At 32.3% G+C, this 19,945-nt stretch carries 12 protein-coding genes; all 12 read right to left on the bottom strand.

Annotated features, from left to right (window positions below):
* Positions 1–29: 29 nt before the first annotated feature.
* Positions 30–1,616 carry a hypothetical protein gene (locus tag EO083_RS02825; protein WP_126992680.1) on the bottom strand — a complete coding sequence of 529 codons (1,587 nt, stop codon included), beginning with the start codon at positions 1,614–1,616 and terminating at the stop codon, positions 30–32.
* Between the two features lie 171 nt (positions 1,617–1,787).
* On the bottom strand, positions 1,788–3,131 hold the full coding sequence (locus EO083_RS02830) for an HD domain-containing phosphohydrolase (RefSeq protein ID WP_126992681.1): 1,344 nt from the start codon (positions 3,129–3,131) through the stop codon (positions 1,788–1,790).
* Complete coding sequence (locus tag EO083_RS02835; protein WP_241229942.1) at positions 3,124–4,353, bottom strand: sensor histidine kinase; 1,230 nt, start codon at positions 4,351–4,353, stop codon at positions 3,124–3,126. Before EO083_RS02835 ends, EO083_RS02830 begins: the two co-directional genes overlap by 8 nt.
* A 1-nt stretch (position 4,354) precedes the next feature.
* On the bottom strand, positions 4,355–5,728 hold the full coding sequence (locus EO083_RS02840) for a transporter substrate-binding domain-containing protein (protein ID WP_126992682.1): 1,374 nt from the start codon (positions 5,726–5,728) through the stop codon (positions 4,355–4,357).
* A 91-nt stretch (positions 5,729–5,819) separates the two neighbouring features.
* Positions 5,820–7,226: a glycosyltransferase gene (locus EO083_RS02845; protein ID WP_126992683.1), complete on the bottom strand. Its 1,407-nt coding sequence runs from the start codon at positions 7,224–7,226 to the stop codon at positions 5,820–5,822.
* A gap of 5 nt (positions 7,227–7,231) precedes the next feature.
* The gene (locus tag EO083_RS02850; protein WP_126992684.1) at positions 7,232–8,134 is read right to left on the bottom strand and encodes a carbohydrate kinase family protein; all 903 of its coding nucleotides are present in this window, start codon (positions 8,132–8,134) and stop codon (positions 7,232–7,234) included.
* 127 nt (positions 8,135–8,261) lie between these two features.
* On the bottom strand, positions 8,262–9,401 hold the full coding sequence (locus EO083_RS02855) for an amidohydrolase (protein WP_126992685.1): 1,140 nt from the start codon (positions 9,399–9,401) through the stop codon (positions 8,262–8,264).
* Positions 9,402–9,501: 100 nt separating this feature from the next.
* A complete protein-coding gene (locus EO083_RS02860; RefSeq protein WP_126992686.1) occupies positions 9,502–14,454 on the bottom strand; it encodes a DNA-directed RNA polymerase subunit beta' in 4,953 nt (1,650 codons plus the stop codon).
* Positions 14,455–14,473: 19 nt separating this feature from the next.
* The gene (gene rpoB, locus EO083_RS02865) at positions 14,474–17,992 is read right to left on the bottom strand and encodes a DNA-directed RNA polymerase subunit beta (protein WP_126992687.1); all 3,519 of its coding nucleotides are present in this window, start codon (positions 17,990–17,992) and stop codon (positions 14,474–14,476) included.
* Positions 17,993–18,126: 134 nt separating this feature from the next.
* Positions 18,127–18,513: a 50S ribosomal protein L7/L12 gene (gene rplL / locus EO083_RS02870; protein ID WP_114703158.1), complete on the bottom strand. Its 387-nt coding sequence runs from the start codon at positions 18,511–18,513 to the stop codon at positions 18,127–18,129.
* Positions 18,514–18,537: 24 nt separating this feature from the next.
* Complete coding sequence (gene rplJ / locus EO083_RS02875; protein WP_126992688.1) at positions 18,538–19,080, bottom strand: 50S ribosomal protein L10; 543 nt, start codon at positions 19,078–19,080, stop codon at positions 18,538–18,540.
* A 247-nt stretch (positions 19,081–19,327) separates the two neighbouring features.
* The gene (locus tag EO083_RS02880) at positions 19,328–19,828 is read right to left on the bottom strand and encodes a transposase (protein ID WP_241229943.1); all 501 of its coding nucleotides are present in this window, start codon (positions 19,826–19,828) and stop codon (positions 19,328–19,330) included.
* Between the last annotated feature and the right edge of the window lie 117 nt (positions 19,829–19,945).

A 19,945-nucleotide genomic window follows, 5' to 3' on the forward strand; every position in this document is an offset into this window, starting at 1 on the left:
GGAGCCATAAAGGCTCCTTGTTTTTGATTTTAGTAATTTATTTGTTTTAGAAATAACAACTTTTGAGGATTTAAATGACTAAATTTCTCCTGAAAAGTAATTGGTATATTCATTAAATCATATAAAGTAATACCTTCAAGTTTGAACTCTAGAGTTTCTATAACTGCTCCGTTTTCTAGATTATATTCAAATTTAATAGTGGTTGTATTGGAACCAGAATCGTAACTAAATGAAGCAAATTCAAGGTTTTTACTGATAAAGCTTAAGTAGCTGCTAAGTACCTCGAAATTTCGAGTATTTATAGCCATTGTAAGTTCTGTTATTGATGCAACATTAAGTATATCTAGTATTCCATCATTAATCTTTAAATTACAATTTTTTAAGTCGAGTGCTGAAGTATTTAATTTTTCAAAATCAAATTTCAATGAGTAGTTGATGGTTGCGGTACTTTCTAAGTTTATTGGAGTTGCAAAGCTAATATTTAAAGTTAAAGTGTTATTAGGTAAAGCTGAATCTAAAATTTTTAGAACATCTATTGCTGTTGTAGAAGTGTTAACTTCTTTATCATTCAAAGTTATACTTGCGCCTTTTGGAAGATCTTCTTCTATTAAAGGAGTGTTGTACCATTCAAGTGTAATTGATATATTATCAGCTTTATTTTCTCCAAAAGTCCAAATTGTTGTTTTTCCATCTTTTCTAAAACCATTTTCATCTGTTTTTCTAATTTCATATTCATTAATTTCAACAATTGTTTTTAAAAGAAAATCAGAGAGATTAATAGCATCGTCTACCCAATTGAGTACAAAGGCCTCTGGAACGAAAATGTCATTTAAGTCAAGATAATTTTTATCTTCAGAAATGTCCGAAATTTTGTCCAGAGTATTTTTAAGATCGTTTAAAAATGTTGGATTTGAAAAATAAGAGGGATCTACATTTGAATAAGAAGCTTCAAAGGTACTAACTAAATTTGTAAATTCATCTCGAATAACTGGCTCAATGTTATTTTCTGAGGAATCTCTTATAATTTTTACTAGTTCATCATGGTTGTCATGAATAAATATAAAGGGTTCAATAAGTAAATTTAATACCATGACATCTCTAAAATCGATATATAAGTTTGTTGTTGAAGCGCTTGAATCTAAATCTTTTAATTGTCTCAGAGCATTTTCTAGCTTGGTTTTAGCATTTCCTGTAACTTCAGCATAGTATTCATACCTGTTTTCATACTTTAGCAGATTGTTCACAGCTTTCCTAAATTGTTTCATCTTATTAATCAGATTCTCTTTACTTGATATTGCATTGAAAATGTTAATTAGATGATCATATTCATTTTGAGATGAAAGTTCTTCGTCAGATGATGTAGGAGTTTTAAAAAGGTTGTTTGAATTTTTTGATAAAGTTGTTCCTCCACCGCTGGATGTATTAGCGATTTGATTTATTAGGTCTATGAAATCATTATCTGTTACAATATCAACAGCATATGCTGGAGATTCAGGGTTGTTTCCTGTATCACTTATTTCGGAAGGTCCAAGATCGATAGGATTTGTATTTACACAACCAAAGATAAATACAAAAAGTACAATCAAAACTATCCAAATACCCTTGAAAATTTTCATAATACCACCCCCATAAAGTATTCGGGTAAAATTTTAAAATTAATTACCCTACAAAGTAATTATAACAAAAATATATCAAATTCACAATTTTTAATTTGATTTATGTCAAACTCATTGAATGGAGGGATTGCTTAGGAAAAAATTATCTAAGAAGGTAGTGATTATTTATTGTTAATTCTTATAAAAATTTTTAATCTCATCGTATTTATTTAAAAAAATTTCTACAATCTTTGGTTCAAACTTTTTTCCATTAAGTTCTTTAATATATTTTAAAACCTTTTCTTTAGGCCAGGCCTTTCTATATACCCTATCAGTTGATAAAGCATCGTATACATCTACGAGTGCAACAATTCGGGCTTCAAGTGGTATTTCTTCGCCTTTTAATCCTTCTGGATAACCACTTCCATCCCAGTTTTCATGGTGATAAAGAGCAATGTTTGCTGCTATATTAAATAGTGGGTTATCAACCGAACTCAAAATTTTGTATCCAATAATTGTATGCTGCTTCATAATTTGCCATTCATCATCTTCAAGTTTAGTAGGTTTATTTAATATAGCATCAGGTATTCCAATTTTCCCGATATCATGGAGCATTGCCGCTGTGGATATAAACTCTAACTTTTGGTTTTTAAATCCTAGTTCTTTTGCTATCACTTTAGTTATTAATCCTACACGTTTTACATGTTCTCCTGTTTCAAATGATCTTGTCTCTGTTATTTCAGAAAGTATATATATAATTTGGTACAGGTTATCAATTAGTTCTTTAGAGAGGATATTGTTTTCAATATTTAAGATTTGCTTTGATAAAGTTAAGTTTAATATGTTTTTGTATGCATTACTTAGTTGATTGTCAAATTTAATTGTATATTTTAATCTTTTTTCTTTTTCTGCCTTTATACATATTTCAACTTCGTTATTTGATTTCCATAGAGTTTTGTCGATAATGTCACATTCCTCTTCTGAATAGTCTAATACAGAATATTGAATATTTATATTTGTAGACAAGATGTTTTTTATTTTTTCAAAAAATAGATTTAAATCATCTAAATTGTGAAAATTTATGTTTGCAAATTCTTCTAATATTTCTCTTTGATTATATAATTCTAGAAGATCTGAATACTCTCTCAATTTTGAAATTACAAGTGTGAAAAGGGCATTACTTGAAAATTCACTTTTTTCTCTATAGTCATTAATATCATATTTTAGTATTATTTCTCTTGGAGGAGCAACTCCAGGTTGTCCAGTTCTAACTACAATTCTCATGAGTTTATTTTTAAGCGTTTCTCTAATAAATTGTATAAGTTTAAAACCATCATCTTTATTTTCCATTACAATATCTACAATTGCAAGTGCAATATCTTTTTCATTTTTTAAAATTTTTTTTGCTTGATTTAATGAATATGCGTTAATCATTTCTAGCTTTTTTCCTTTAAATTCAATATCTTTAAGTATTATAGATGTTAATGTATGAACGTCTGGTTCATCATCAACAATTAGTATTTTCCATTTATCCATTGTTTTCCTCCTTCAAAGGAATTATTATGATAAATGTTGTTCCTTTTCCTTTATTACTTTTTACTTCAATATGCCCTTTTAGTAATTTAACAACCAATTGATGAACTATGCTTAAACCAAGGCCAGTTCCCTTTTCCTTATCAGTAGTAAAGAAAGGATCAAAAATTTTTCTTTGGATTTTTTCATCAATTCCTACACCATTGTCACTAACTATTATCTTAAGATGTTTTTTATTTACTTCAGCAGATATCGAGATTATTTTTTCGGCCTTTTCACTTTTGAATGCATGATCAACTGTGTTATTAATTAAATTCATCAAAATTTGTGCTATTGCCCCAGGGTTTGAAAACACATTTTTATCATCAACATCAATTATTGTTTTTATATTATTTTTTTTCAAATTGAAAGATAAGGTGTCAACAATGTCTTCCACCAATTCTTTAATATTAAATTTTGAGAAGTTGTCTGATACTTCATGAATGGCAGTTTTTTTAAGTGAGCTTATAATTTCAGCTATTTTTTGAGAGTTTTTAATTATTATCTTTGAAAGTTGTTTTAAAGTTTCTTTGTCAGTGATATTACTTTCTAAGATATTTTCAATTTCAGTTGATGCTGTAAAGATTATTCCTATAGGTGTATTTATATCATGTGCAACACTTAGCATTAACTTTCCAAGAGCGGCCATTTTTTCTGAGATAATTAAAGATTCTTGAGTTTGTTCAAGTTCTCTAATAGTTTGTTCAAGCTCTTCATTTGTTTCAGAAAGTTCTTCGTTTAATTCGAGCAATTTTTCATTTTTTTCAGCATTTTTAAAATATAAAGATGCTATAATCATGAAAGATAGAGATATAAGAAGGATGTATAAAAATGTAGAGATAACCCTATTTAGAGAAATATCAAAATATATAGTACCAATAATTATATCTTCAAAGAAGGCTGCTTTAGAATATCTTATAGAAAATATTTTCTTTTTTCCTTTTTCTAAAAGTAAATTACCGTTTTGATCAAATATCTCTATGTGGCAAAATTCTTTATCTTTTAAAATAACAGTGGACAACAAATCAAGGTTATCTATATCTAAAAGCCAAAGAGGATATTCTATTCCGCTCGAATAAACTTCTATTTTTTGTGTAATATCTTTATGCCAAAAAGTAAGATATAAACAAAATGATAACAGAGAAAATAGAATTATTAAAAAGTATATCGGTTTTTTACTTATCATTTTATTCCTCCCACGGTATATTATACTTTCTGTAAATCTTTTCATATGTTCCATCTTTTCTAAATCTTTCTAATAATTTCGTAATTTGCTGAGATAAAAACTTACCAAAATACGTTTTTGAAAAACCAACGTAATATTCTTGTTCTTTAATTGTCTTTGAGTACTCAACATTAATGTTATACTTATTTGCATAAAATAACCCAACGTAAAGGTTTGTTATAAATACATCTATTCTTTTTTGTGAAAGAAAAATCATTCCCCTTTCATCTGAATCTACTGGTACTTTTTTGTAAGGTGATTTAAAAAACTCTTTAGGATATGCATAGTCTTTTATATATCCTGCTATATTCCTGTTTGGATTACCTTTTAGAAAAAAATATACATCTTTTCCATAGCTAATTGGAATATCGGTAAAGTATAAATATTGTTTTCTATCTTCTGTTTTTAGCAAAGTTAAGACAATATCTGAGTATTTTGATTTCATTAATTGAAGACACCTGCTCCATGGATACTCATATGTAACTAATTTTAGTCCCATCTCATTCACAGCAAGATTTAAAATTTCATAGTCAATTCCCTGCCATTTTCCATTTTCATAGTACTCATAAGATGGCCAATCTATGGTTACAAGTTCTACTATATTTCCAGGGATTATTCCGTAATATCCACCGAATAATTTTTCAAATTCATTTGATTTGAAAAGTTCTTTTAAAACATTGTCGAAAATATCAACGACGTTGTCATCAACACTTTTTGAGAAAGCAATGTATTGTCTGTACTTTTCATTTTTAATATTTATCAATTTTAAAGAATCATAGTATATACTTTGGTAATATCCAAGCAAAAAAGAGTTATATGATAAAAAGTCTATTTTACCTTTTAATAAACTTTCTAATGCTTTTGAGATACCGTCGAATTTGACAAATTTAGCATCTTTAAAATATATTTTAGATAACTCTTCGGTTTTTGAATTTGATATAACTCCAATTTTTTTATTGTGAAAATTTTTTGTATCGTTATTTTCTTTTTTGGTAAGTAAAGCAAGTTGTACACTCCAAAGTGGATAATTTGTAAATTTAAAATTTTCTAGCCTTTCTTCATTTTTTGCAAGACCTATGAATACTTGAATTTCATCTTTTTCAAGGGCTGAGAGAATTTCGGAGAGTTTTTTAGGGTGGGTTGATTTGTATTCGATTTTGATATTATATTCTTTCAATTTTTCATTCAATATTTTGATAAATTTGTGAGATATTCCGATTAGTTTTCCATTTTCATCAAAAAATTTTATATTATCTTGTGGATAAGTATACAAAGTTAAAGAGAAACTGAGCATATTATATATTATAATAAGGAATAAGAATATTAATTTTTTCATGTTATCATCCCCATAATTAATTATAGCACTTTTTGAAAAAAATAAGAAAACATTATATATGATATTAAAATAACAAATTAAGTTTGTGGATTTATAGAATTTTTCTTAGAAATTTTTTAATATCGCCTTTAAGTTGGTTTTTATTAATTTCTAATTTATTTTTCAAAACTTTGTCAATATTTTCAAGATATTTGTCGGCGGTACTTTCCCAAGTATATTTTCTAGATAATTCAATAAATTGTGAGCTGTTGTATTTAGTTAAGGCAATATACAATTTGTTTGCAATATCATCAGCATTTTCAGGATCAAATAGTAGTTCCTTATTATCAGATAAAATTTCAACGGGACCGCCATATTTTGTTGCTGTAACGACTAATCCACAAGCGGCTGCTTCTATAATAGCCAGCCCGAATGGTTCATAGTGCGATGGTAAGGTAAAAACCGAATTGCGTTTTGCAGCGACTCTATATAAAGAAGCAAGACTTTTTTGATTAGAAATATTCAAGAAAAATATACTATTTTTAATTTCTTTTTTACCTTCATTAATTATTTCTCTTAAGATTTCTGATTCTTCGCTATCTTTTTCGTTTACAAATTTAATGACATCATCTATTGCTCTTACTACAATAATTAAATTTGCATTTTCTTTTAAATTTTTATTTTTTAAAAATGCGCGGACAACTGCTATATGATTTTTCTTTCTATCGATCCTGCTAGATAAAATTATAAATGGTAGTTTTTGCCTTTCTTTAGGAGCACTTGAAAGTACATTGTTTAAATAATTTTCTATTATTTCATCTTCTTTATGAGGTTTGGAATTAAATATTTTAGAGTTAATTCCAGGAGGAATTATTTTAAATTTATCACTGTATGGATCTGCGTTGTACAATTTATGAGAATATTGTACATATCTTTCATGGGAAGTACTACAAACAACAAAAGATGAGTATTTTATCGCAAGATTTTCTGCAAGTATTCTTACGGAGAATTTAAATTTTCTTTCAAGTTCTTCTTGAGAAAATCCTTCATTTAGCATTTTTTCAAGTTTCCATACTCCTAATGAATGCCCAGTAAAGGAAAATGGAATGTCTGTTTTTTCTAAAAACAAAACACCACTTATTCCTCCATCGCCATAATGGGTTGTAACAAAATCTGGAAAACTTCCTTCTTTTTTGTAGAGGCCGTAAATTCCCTCTACATATTCGGGAAGATGGTTCCAAAGATTTTCTTTATTTAAGAACTTTTTTCCACCAAATGGTATTCTAACTATTCTTAAATTAGGAGAATCTGGATAATAATCAAAGGGCTCTGAAAATTCAGGCCATTTTTCATCTATTATTTGTCTTGTTATAATATCAACTTGTATTCCTTTTGAAGCTATTGCTTTTGCAAGTTCTTTAACGTATACTAATTGCCCTCCAAAGTCTGGATGTTCAGTTAGATGACTATCATTTTTATCGAAATTTCCTTGAGGATTGAAAAAAGCAATTTTTTTCATCGACATCACTCCCATATTTTATTATTTAACTCTACATCAGCACCAACAAACTTAAGAATATGAGCTGAAACTTTACTCCCCATTTTACAAGACTCTACAAAATTCTTTCCATTTAATATTCCGTAGTACAAGCCAGCCCAGAAACCATCACCTGCACCAGTTGCATCAACAACTTTTTTTGCATTACTTGGAATATGTATTACATCTTTTCCATCAAAAATATATGCCCCATGTTTTCCTGCAGTTAATGCTATATTTTTAACGCCTAAGTCATGAAATTTATCTATGTAATATTTTATGGTATCTTCAAGAGAATAATCTTTTTTACCAAATATAGCAGCTGCATCATCGAGTGAGGGTTTGCAAAAGTTAGTATGTTTCAAAATAAATTTTACTTTTTCTTTATTTATTTTGCCACATTTAAAAATTTTATCCCTGCAATTTGGATCAAAACCGATTAAGATTCTATTTTTAATAGCCATGTCTAAAATTGAAACAGCTTTTTTAAATAAGTCATCGTATGAAATAGTCCAACAACTTAAATGGAGTATTTTAATCCCATTAAATATATCATTATCAGGTAGCTTAATAAATCTATCAGCACCTCTTAAAACAAAAAAATCTGGAGTATCTTTTGTTTTTTTAACGAAAACAAGAGTTGTTCCATATTCTTTATCTATCTGAATGTAGCTGGTATCTACACCTTTTTGTCTTAGTTTATTTATAATCCTTTTTCCGATAATATCGTTTCCAACTCTAGATAATATTCGAGTTGTAACTCCTAATTGTGATAGATAAGAGGCTATATTACCTGGAGAGCCTCCAACTTTCATTTCAAAGTACTTAGCTGTGTCAAATGATTCTTCAGCAATCATGTCTGCAAGTAATTCTCCAACAAACAATATCATTTTTGCTCCTCCTATTTTTATATATTAATATTATTATACAACAAAACTATAGCTCTTTTGTAAAATAAGGTGTATAAAAAATCAGCAGCCTAAAAAGGCTGCTGATTTTAAAGTTATTTTTAACTGTTTAGTCGCTGTATACTAATTTTCCTTCAATAAATACCTTTTCTGCTCTAGCTTTAAAGTTAAATGGATGTGTGTTCCATATAACTATATCTGCATCTTTTCCTTCTTCGATTGATCCTACTCTATCGTCAATTTTTAATATCTTAGCAGGATTTATTGTAAGCATTTTTAATAGATCTTCTTCTTTTGCACCATATCTTAATGCTGTTGCAGCTTGAATATTAGCATGTTCAAGGTGTATTACTGGATGATCGCACATTAAAGCTGCAAGAATTCCTTTTTCATTAATAATTTTAATTGCCTCGTATGTCATGTCTGTTAATTCAAGCTTTGTTCTAAAACCAAATAATGGCCCCAAAACAACGGGTATTTTCTTTTTCTTTAGAAAATCAGCAATTTTATAACCTTCTGTTGCATGCTCAATAACTAAGTCAAAATTAAATTCTTCAGCAATCCTTATGGCTGTAACAATATCGTCTGCTCTATGAGCATGACATCTAGCTGGAATTTCCTTCTTTAAAACTTTTACACCAATTTCAAGAGTAAAATCAATTGGAGTTTTTGGGTCTTCTTGTCTTCTTCTCATATAATCTTTTACCTTGGTAAAGTATTCTCTAATAACTGCTGTGACACCAAGCCTTGTCATTGGTGTTTTGTTTTGAGATCCATATACTCTCTTTGGATTTTCCCCGAAAGCCATTTTAAGACCTGCTGGTTGTCTTATAACCATTTCATCAACGATGTCGGATTTGAATTTGAGAATAAATCCCTGCCCACCAATTGGATTTGCACTACCTGGGACTACCATTACAGTTGTTACACCACCGGACAAAGCTCTTTTTATTGCCTTATCACCTGGATAAAATGCATCTAATGCTCTTACATGAGGTGTAAGTGGATTTGAATATTCGTTTCCGTCTTGGTAATAAAATTCACCTACTCCTTCTTCAAAAACACCTATATGTGAGTGTGCATCAATAAATCCTGGGAAGACGTATTTACTAGTTGCATCAATAACCTCTGCTCCTTTTTCTTCGATGTTTTCACCAATTTTTTTAATTTGCCCATTTTCAATTAAAATATCTCCTTTAAATGGACTTTTTGTAATTGGATAAATTGTCCCGTTTTTTATCAATATCATACCATTCACCCCCTGCAAAGTAAATTATAACATATAGTTCGCATTTCAAACAAATAACCCCCCTCAATTTTTTGAGGGGGGTTATCTCTATTATTGTCTGTTAAGCCATTTTTTCTTTTTCTTGCGCAAGTCTTGGAGTTTCTTCTATTTGAATGTTTGCAAACATATCCAGACCCGTTCCTGCTGGTATTAACTGTCCAACAATAACATTTTCCTTTAAACCAAGTAATAGATCTTCTGCTCCTTCAATAGCTGCTTCTGTAAGAACTTGTGGTGTTTGTTGGAAACTTGCAGCACTTAACCAGCCAACACGTTCAAGTGATGCCTTCGTAATTCTGAGCAATCTTCTTCTGTATTTAATTGGCTCTTTTGGAAGAATTTGATATGTAACAATTTCTCCCTCGCCGTTTTTCACTACTAGGTCTTTAATTCCAAGTTTTATAGCTTTTTCTAAAATTTCTTCTGTTACCTCTTCCCCTTCTTTTGCAATTTCTACTATTTGTCCATTTTCATCTTCTGCGATCAGATGGTGATGTAATTCTTTTCCTATAACACGTTTTCTGTTTGAATCAACTTGTACATTAGATTCTAAAATTTCTTTATTAATCCTTTTTACCGTTTCAAGTCTTACCAAATCACCGGGTAGATAATCTGTATCGCCTGGATCTACTACTTCGACTTTATCAAGCATCTGTTTTATTATAATTTCAAAGTGTTTATCGTGAATATCAACACCTTGTTCTACGTAAACTTTCTTGATTTCCTTTAACAGGTACAATGCAGTAGCATCAACATCGAGTGTTTCAAGAATCTTTCTTGGCCTAATTGCACCAGTTGACAATGATTGCCCTGGAAGTACCTTTTGTCCCTTATTAACTGCAACTTTAACTTTAATTGGAATTTCGTATTCGTGAATGTCACCAGCTTCATCTTCTATATAAACTTTCTTTTGACCAGTTTCGTCTTCAACTATATCTTTTACATAGCCTTTTACTCTTGAAAAGACGCCTTCAGGTTCTTTAAGTTTCTTTCTTGCTTCAAACAATTCTTCAGCTCTTGGAAGACCTTGAGTAATATCTGCTGTTGTTGCGATACCACCTGTGTGGAATGTTCTCATTGTTAGCTGCGTACCTGGTTCACCGATTGACTGTGCAGCAACAACACCAACCGACTCACCAACACCAACAATCTGGTGATTTGAAAGATCCATACCGTAACATTTTGAACATACGCCGTGCTCTGCTTCACAAGTGAGAACTGATCTAACTATGATTTCTGGTCTTACTTGTACTGATTCAACATTATTTTCTTCAAGTATTTTTGCGGTTGTAACTTCTATTAATTCTTCATCAACAACAAGTTGTTTGGAATCTTTACTGCTTAATACTGTCTCAACTGATACTTTTCCAACGACTGGATATATCTTTACTTTCAACTTTGAAAGTCCTGCAGATGTTGCTTTTCTAATTATATCCCAGTTTACTTCTGTTCCAGCTTCATAGTGTACATCGTCGTATACGAAATCTTCTGCAAGTTCACAGTAACTTTCTGGAAGTTCAGGACTGCTTAAATCAATTTCGCCTTCAGTTACTACTGGAATTCTTACAGAATAATTTCCTAAGAACTTGGCATCATCATCATCGATCATTGTATCTCTTGTGTATTGTTTGCCTGTTTCTGGATTTACAAGAACATTATTTGTCTTTGGATCAAATACATCTTTTGCAAGGACTCTACCAAATAAGAAGTCTTCAAGTTTTTCAACAGTTAAACCATCGCTGCTCTTTAGAACAGTTGCCCTAACACCGTTGTGTGTTCCACAGTCGGTTGTTGTAACAACTACAGATTGTGCAACGTCTACAAGTCTTCTTGTAAGGTATCCTGCAGAGCTTGTTCTAAGTGCAGTATCTGCCGAACCTTTTCTTGCACCGTGTGTACTGATAAAGAATTCAAGCACTGATAATCCTTCTCTAAAGTTTGAAATAATTGGGATTTCAATAGTTCTTCCAGAAGGATCAGCCATTAGACCACGCATACCTGCAAGTTGTTTTAGTTGGTCTTTATTACCCCTAGCACCGGAATCAACCATTATATAGATTGGGTTAAATGGATCTTTTCCTATGTATTCAAATGTTGCATCTTGAACTTTTTCAGTAGCATCAGCCCATATTTTGATAGTTTCTCTGTATCTTTCTTCGTCTGATAGGAATCCTTCTGCAAATAATTCTTCTATTTCACTAACTTTTGCTTTTGCTTGTTCAATAATTTTCTCTCTTTCAGGAGAGATATAAAAGTCTGTAATACTTACAGTTAATCCTGAGATCGTAGCATAGTGGAATCCAAGATCTTTTATGTCGTCAAGAAGGTCGGCTGTTCTATCGACACCGTATTTTTTGAATGTATTGTAAACCAGGTCTTTAATTGCGCCTTTACCATATGTTTTGTTGTAATCTTTAAATTCGTCTGGAACTATACTTGCAAAGATTAATCTTCCGTATGTGGTTTTAATTACTTTATCATCAACTTTTACAAGGATTGGATCGTGAAGTGTTATATATCCAAATTCATATGCAAGTCCAGCCTCTTCAATTGAAGAGAATTTCCATTTTATATCTTTTTCCTTTACGTTATCAAAGTTTTTATCTACCATTGTTAAGTAGTAAACACCTGCAACTATATCTTTACCTGGCATGGATATTGGCTTTCCATGTGCAGGTGATATTATATTGTATCTTGAAAGCATTAAGAACTTTGCTTCAGCTTGTGCTGCGGCAGAAAGTGGTACGTGGACTGCCATTTGGTCTCCGTCAAAGTCTGCGTTAAATGGAGGACAGACTAATGGATGAAGTTGTATTGCGTTACCTTCAATAAGTCTTGGCTCAAATGCTTGAAGTGACATCCTGTGCAATGTTGGAGCTCTGTTTAAAAGAACTGGGTGCCCTTTAATTATTTCTTCAAGCACTTCATATGCTTGTGGTAATTCTTTTTCAATTATTGCCTTTTTCATCTTTCTTGCAGTTTTGCTTGTCTCATCGTCTTTATTCAAAAGTTCTGCAAGAACAAATGGCTTGAATAATTCCATAGCCATTTTCTTTGGAAGACCACATTCATGTATTTTAAGGTGAGGACCAACAACAATAACTGCACGACCAGAGTAATCCACACGTTTACCAAGTAAGTTTCTTCTAAACCTTCCTTTTTTACCTTTTAATAGGTCGGTTAATGATTTTAATGGCCTTCCATTTCTATCCGTGACTGCTTTACCCATTCTTCCGTTGTATATTAAGCTATCAACTGCTTCTTGGAGCATTCTCTTTTCATTCTTTATTATTATCTCTGGTGAATTCATTTCATATAGTTTTTTAAGCCTGTTGTTTCTGTTAATAACGCGCCTGTAAAGGTCGTTAAGGTCGGTTGTTGCAAATCTTCCACCTTCAACCTGTATCATTGGTCTTATGTCAGGTGGAACAACAGGTATTGCCTCAAGAACCATCCATTCTGGCTTTGTTTCACTCTTTAGAAGATCCTTAACTATTTTTAGTCTTCTTAGTAATTTTTTGGCTCTACCACTGCTCTTTGAAACTTTTTTAAGTTCTGCTTCAATTTCTGCTTTAAGTTTTTCAAGATCCAAGTTTTGAAGTAACTTTTTAATTGCGGCAGCACCTGAATCTGCTTCAATCTTTTCTCCATAGAGAACTCTATATGCCCAATATTGATCATCGGTAATAATGTCACCTATTTTTAATCCTGTTTCAACTGATACTTCATCGTCAATTTTTGTGATAACAACGATTGGTCTGTCATTTTCAACTTCTGATTCTGCAGTGAACATTGCAGGATAATGTTCCTCAAATATCTTAAATTCGTCAATTGTTAGATATTCATCTTCAAACAAGAATCTATCGGCTATTACGTCACCTTCATTAATTTCTTGACCGTCTTCTACATATACCAATGCACCTTCAAATAGTGGATAGTGTTTTTCTTCTACAACATTTTCTACGTATAAAGTTCCATTTTTGAGAACTTCATATTTTCCATCTTCTCTTGGTCTTACATTGAGATCTTTACCAAAGCTTATAGTACCACTTACAGATGCTACAACTGCTGGAAGTATTGTTCCATTTGTTAATTGGTCCCCTTTCTTTACCTTTGCACCGTTTGAAACGGTAGGTTTAACTCCATATGGTAAAGAAAACGTAACAGGAATATCTTTGCTCGTTGAAAGTGGTCTAACGGTAATTGATTCTGATATTTCATCTATTTCAACTGTTCCATCGAATGGAGCATATATTGGATCAATTTGCATTTCTGAGACTATTTCATCACCTTGATTTACTTTATCCCCGTTTTTAACATTTAAAATCATTCCGGTGTATAGTCTATGCTCTGCTCTTGATATTTTTCTTACATCTACCCAAGTTATTTCTCTATCTGTATGAGTTTTTTCATGTCTAATTTTTACTTCACCTGAAATAGAAGAAGTAACAGGAGTTGAAGGAGATTTAATTATAACTCCGGGAACTACTTCAAAATCTAATTTTTGACTGTATATCTCATATTCTGTTTGGTATAATTGCGAACCTTTTATAAAGTCTGTATTTTTTGGATCAGTAACAATCAATATTTTTTCAATGATTCTTTTTCCACCATAGTAAACAACGTTTTCAAGTTCCTTTGCAGGTATTCCAAGAAGCGAAGATAAGATACTTGGACTGCTTTTAAGATACCAAACATGTACAACCGGTGCAACTAAGTCTATATGCCCCATCCTTCTTCTTCTAGCTTCTTTTGACTCTACCCTTACTCCACATCTTTCACAAACTGTTCCTTCATATTTTTTTCCTTTATATTTTCCGCAAGCACACTCATAGTCCTTTGTAGGACCGAATATTTTTTCACAGAAAAGACCATCTTTTTCAGGCTTGAATGTTCTATAGTTGATGGTTTCAGGCTTTTTTACCTCGCCACTTGACCAACTTCTAATTACCTCGGGTGAGGCAACTTTGACAGTAACTTTTGCAATTTTTCTCTTAAAAGTTGAACCCATCATTTTCCCTCCTTATGGGGCATTATAACTTTTCGATGTCTATTTCGTTTCCTTCACTGTCATATACTCTGACGTCTAGTGCGATTCCTCTTAGCTCTCTTACAAGCACTTTGAAACTTTCTGGAAGACCAGGCTCTGGAATATTTTTACCTTTCATTATTGCCTTGTAAACTTCATTTCTTCCCATTATATCGTCACTCTTTACCGTAAGCATTTCATTCAATGTATGTGCAGCACCATATGCTTCAAGTGCCCAAACTTCCATTTCTCCAAATCTTTGACCACCAAATTGTGCTTTACCACCCAATGGTTGTTGGTGAATTAAAGAGTAAGGACCGGTTGATCTTGCGTGTATTTTATCTCTTGCTATGTGGATTAGTTTCATTACGTACATATAACCAACAAGTATTGGATGATCAAACTCAAGTCCAGTTCTACCGTCTCTTAAAGTAACTTTTCCTGTTGGATTGTTTTCGTCATCTCCGGCTTCAAGACCAAATTTCTTTCTTGCTTTGTAAAGCTCTGGAAGAATGTCTTTTTCTTTTGCGCCGTCAAACACAGGGGTTGCAAACCATTTATTTGTAAGCATTGCAAGCCATCCTAAGCTTGTTTCAAGAATTTGACCTACGTTCATACGTGATGGAACACCCAGTGGACTTAAGACAACTTGAACGGGAGTTCCATCTGGTAAAAATGGCATGTCTTCTTTTGGAAGTATCTTTGATACAACACCTTTGTTACCGTGTCTTCCTGCAAGTTTATCTCCAACTTCAAGTGGTTTTCTTATTGCAACATAAACCCTTATTAATTTATTGACTCCTGGTCCAAGGTCTCCATCTTTTTCCTTATCAAAAACGTGAACTGCAATGACTCTTCCTTCGATACCGTGTGGAACTCTCAAAGAAGAATCTTTTACTTCTTTACCTTTTTCACCAAAGACTGATCTGATGATTTTTTCTTCTGGAGTAGTATCGCTTTCACTCTTTGGTGTAACCTTACCAACTAATATATCCGTTTCTTGGACATATGCACCGATTCTTATAATTCCATCTTCATCTAAGTTTCTTAATTTTTCTTTACTTACATTTGGAATATCAGGTGTAATTTCTTCAGGACCAAGTCTTGTATCTCTTGCTGTTGTTTCATACACTTCTATGTGAACAGAAGTGTATGTTTCTTTTTCAAGGAGCTCTTCACTAATAAGAATAGCATCTTCAAAGTTATAACCTTCCCATGGTACAAATGCAACAAGGACGTTTTTACCAAGTGCAAGCTCTCCCATGTCTGTTGCAGGACCATCTGCAATTGGATCGTCTTTTTTGACTATCTCTCCTACATTAACAATAGGTCTTTGATTTATACATGTATCTTGGTTTGTTCTTGTAAATTTGAGTAGTTCGTATGTATCAAGAACTGGATTTCCCATTGAATCGTACATTTCTTTTCCATTTTCATCTATTCTATGAATTATTATCTTATTTGCATCTATTTTTTTCACAATACCATCGTGTTTTGCTAAGACAAGTGTACCGGAGTATTTTGCAGCTTCCCATTCCATTCCTGTTCCAACCCTTGGAGCTTCTGTTTCTATTAGTGGAACACCTTGTCTTTGCATGTTTGAACCCATGAGAGCCCTGTTAGCATCATCGTGTTCCAAGAATGGAATTAGTGATGTAGAGACACTGACAATTTGGTTTGGTGCGACATCTAAAAATTGAACGTCATATTTACTAACGTACAATACTTTTTCTTCATATCTGACTGTGACATTTTCAGGAATGATATTTCCTTCTTTATCAACGGGAGTTGTTGATGGAGCTATTTTGTAATTTTCTTCTTCATCTGCTGTAAGGTAAACAATTTCATCTGTTACTTTACCTTTTACCACTTTTACATAAGGTGTTATTAAAAATCCATATTTATCAATTGTTGAATATACTGAAAGTGATGTGATAAGACCTATGTTTGCACCTTCAGGTGTTTCAATTGGACACATTCTTCCATAATGTGAGTGGTGAACATCACGCACCTCAAATCTTGCGCGTTCTCTTTTTAATCCACCAGGACCAACTGCCGTAAGCCTTCTCTTGTGTGTGAGTTCTGCAAGAGGATTTGTTTGATCCATAAATTGTGAAAGAGGGTTTGTTGCAAAGAATGAATTTATAGTTGCGATAATTGATCTAACATTAATAAGGCTTTGAACTGATATTTTATCAAGAGAAGTATATGTAGCAAGTTTTTCTTGGATCATGAAAACAGCTTTTGAAAATGCCCTTTCAAATTCAATTCTAATAAGTTCTCCGACGGTTCTAACCCTTTTGTTCCCAAGGTGGTCTTTTGTATCCATTGTTCCTGGATGTTTATCTATTTCAATTAAATTTCTTGATGCAAGGACAATATCCATTGGGGTTAAAACATTGGAAGTTTCTGTATACTTAACTCCTTCTACTTCTTCGGGTGACTTTCCTTCTACATCAATCAAGTATTTTCTATATGCTTCTTCGAGTCTGTTATTCATTTTGAAACGACCAACTTCAGAAAGTTCGAATCTTTCTTCGTTAAAGTAAAGATTATTTAAGAATATTTTTGCAGCATTTATCCTTGGAAGTTCACCAGGTCTTAATTTTCTAAAGATTTCAATATATGCTCTGTTTTCTTCTACGTCATCTCCATAAGTGTGTTTTAGCTTTTCTAAGGTATTTACAGCATATCTGTGAGCTACTTTAATCTTTTCAATTTCAGAATTTGCAAGTTTTTCAATTAATCCTTGAGTTATAACATCACCACGTTTTGCTATTAATTCACCACTTTTAGTCTTAACATCTTCAAGTACGATGAGTCCTTCAGAATGCATTAATGTGTATTCATCATCGACGTCAATCCATTGTGGGAAGAGTGATAAAAGTTTTAAATCATCACTATATCCTAGTGCCTTGAGCAGTAAGAAAAGATTTACTCTTCTTTTTCTGTCAATTCTTGCATAAAATACTTCATCGTTAAGGTTTAACAATATTTCAAGCCATGCTCCCCTTACAGGCAAGAAATGAGCAACATAGATTGGACGAGTTCCACTTGTTTTTCTTGGTTCTTCCACAAAATATATACCAGGGCTTCTTACGAGTTGGTTAACGACAACTCTTTCAGCACCGTTAATTATGAAAGTTGTTCTTGGGGTCATGTAAGGTAAATAACCCAAGAAGGCTTCTTCTTCTATCATTTCATTTGTGCTGTTATCAGTAATACGAACTGTTGTATATACTGGAACTGTGTAAGTTAAAAGCCTTTCTTTACATTCTTGAACAGTATTTTGTGGTTCACCAACACGTACAGAAACAAACTCAAGGGAGAATCCCTTTTCCTTTCTCAAATCTGATTTGGAAGATGTTATAGGGGAGAACTTTTTAAGTACTTTTAGTATCCCATTCTCGAGGAAATCTCGATAAGATTTTGTTTGAATTTCCACGAGGTTGGGAACTGGGATAGGTGCCTGGACCCTTCCAAAAGAAAAACGGGTCCTTTTTCCACTTTTGATCTCTTTCATCCTATCACCTCAGTTAGAAAAATTTAGGGAGGAATATTACACCAATTATATATTAAAACACAAAAAAACCCCATACACAACACTGTGTACGGGGTTGATACAAAATCTTTTCTTTTTAGAAACTTATGTTACTATTATTTAAGCTCTACTTCTGCGCCAGCTGCTTCCAATTTTTTCTTGATTTCTTCTGCTTCTTCTTTTGCTGCGCCTTGTTTTACAACTGCATCTGGTGTTCCTGCTTTTTCTACGAGATCTTTTGCTTCTTTAAGTCCAAGTCCTGTAATTTCTCTTACAACTTTGATAACTTCAATTTTCTTTGCGCCGAAGCTCTTGAGAACTACATCGAATTCTGTTTTTTCTTCTGCTGCTGCAGCACCACCTGCTGCTGCTCCTGCCATTGGCATTGCCATAACTGGTGCGGATGCACTTACTCCAAATTTGTCTTCTAACATTTTTACGAGTTCTGCAAGTTCAGCTACTGTCAATTGTTCAATTGCGCTAACGATTTCTTCTAATGTCATACGTATACACCTCCTAAAATAAAATTATTCTGATTTTTTATCCTTAATAGCATTAAGAGCATAAAGTAAGCTCTTGAGTGTACCAGATAATACGTTGACAAGCCCTCTGATAGGTCCTTGTACACCACTGACAACCATAGCAAGAAGTTGTTCCTTGGATGGAAGCTTGGATAGGTTTTCAACTTCATCAGCGCTAAAGAATTTGCCGTCGAGGTAAAGACCTTTGAATGAAGGAATTCCTTTCATTTCTTTGGAGAAATCGTAGATAACTTTTATTGCTTCTATAGGATCTCCATCTTCAACGTAAAGAATTGCAAGTGGACCAGCAAAAACATCTTCGATTTCTTCTACGTTGTAACCTGCCTCTTTTAGTGCAAGATATGCGACACTATTTTTTATTACTCTATATCTTGCACCATCAGCAAGTTTTTCTCTAAGTTTTTTTCTGAGGTCTGTAATCTGTGCAACGTTAAGTCCTTTGTAGTCAGAAAAAAGAATTAAAGATGAATTTTTAAAAACTTCTGATAATTCTTTAACTAATTGTTCCTTTTGTGCTCTAGTCAGCAATTTCTCCACCTCCTACAAAAAAATAAACCTCGGATTTCCGAGGCAACAACAAACGGGAAAATAATATTTCCCATTCTGCCTCGGGCAGGCGGCATACGCCTTTATTTAACCTGCCGTCTTCAGCATCGACTAAATTTTACCATACATTTGTAATTTTACAAGTTTATGTTATGTAAACAATGTGTAAATTTAAATTATTAATGAGGATTAAATTTATTAGACTCTGGCCTATGTAAAAATGTAAAAATTATTTTTCAATCAATCTAATCATCTTAGGATGAGCAGAGAGTGCGTCTATTAACATTGTTAACTGCTGCCCCAGTAACATATATGTAATCTGTGCCTTTAGCGTCCTTTCATTCATTCCTCTCATCTTTATCCTCTGCTTCAGCCTTTCTATATACCATTCTATTTCCCATCTTTTGCTATATATCAACCTATTTATTTCTCTTTCCATAAATTCTTTCCCTTTTCTTCCCCTAGGTCTTACATATAACTTCATCTTTTCTTTCATTTTTTCAATAAACTCCCATTGCCAGTAACCTCTATCTGCTAAGAGTATCGAACCTTCTATATCTTCTAAAATAATTTCTGCATGTTCTACTTCTTTATTATTTCCTATTTCAAAATCTAATAACACTTTTTCCCTTGCTTCATATAATAGATGAAGTCTCTTTTTCTTTCCTCTAATTTCACTACTGTCAATAACTAGCAGTGTACTAAAAAGTCTTTTTAGTTTCTTACTCACTTTCTTTTTTGATAATCTTTTCAATCTATAGTGTATTGTTTGCCTAGAAGGTAGATTATTTATTATTTCATTCTTCTGACCATTTGTCTGTTTATATTAAGAAATTACTTAAAGGTT

Source organism: Thermosipho globiformans (assembly GCF_003990895.1).
Taxonomy (GTDB): domain Bacteria; phylum Thermotogota; class Thermotogae; order Thermotogales; family Fervidobacteriaceae; genus Thermosipho; species Thermosipho japonicus.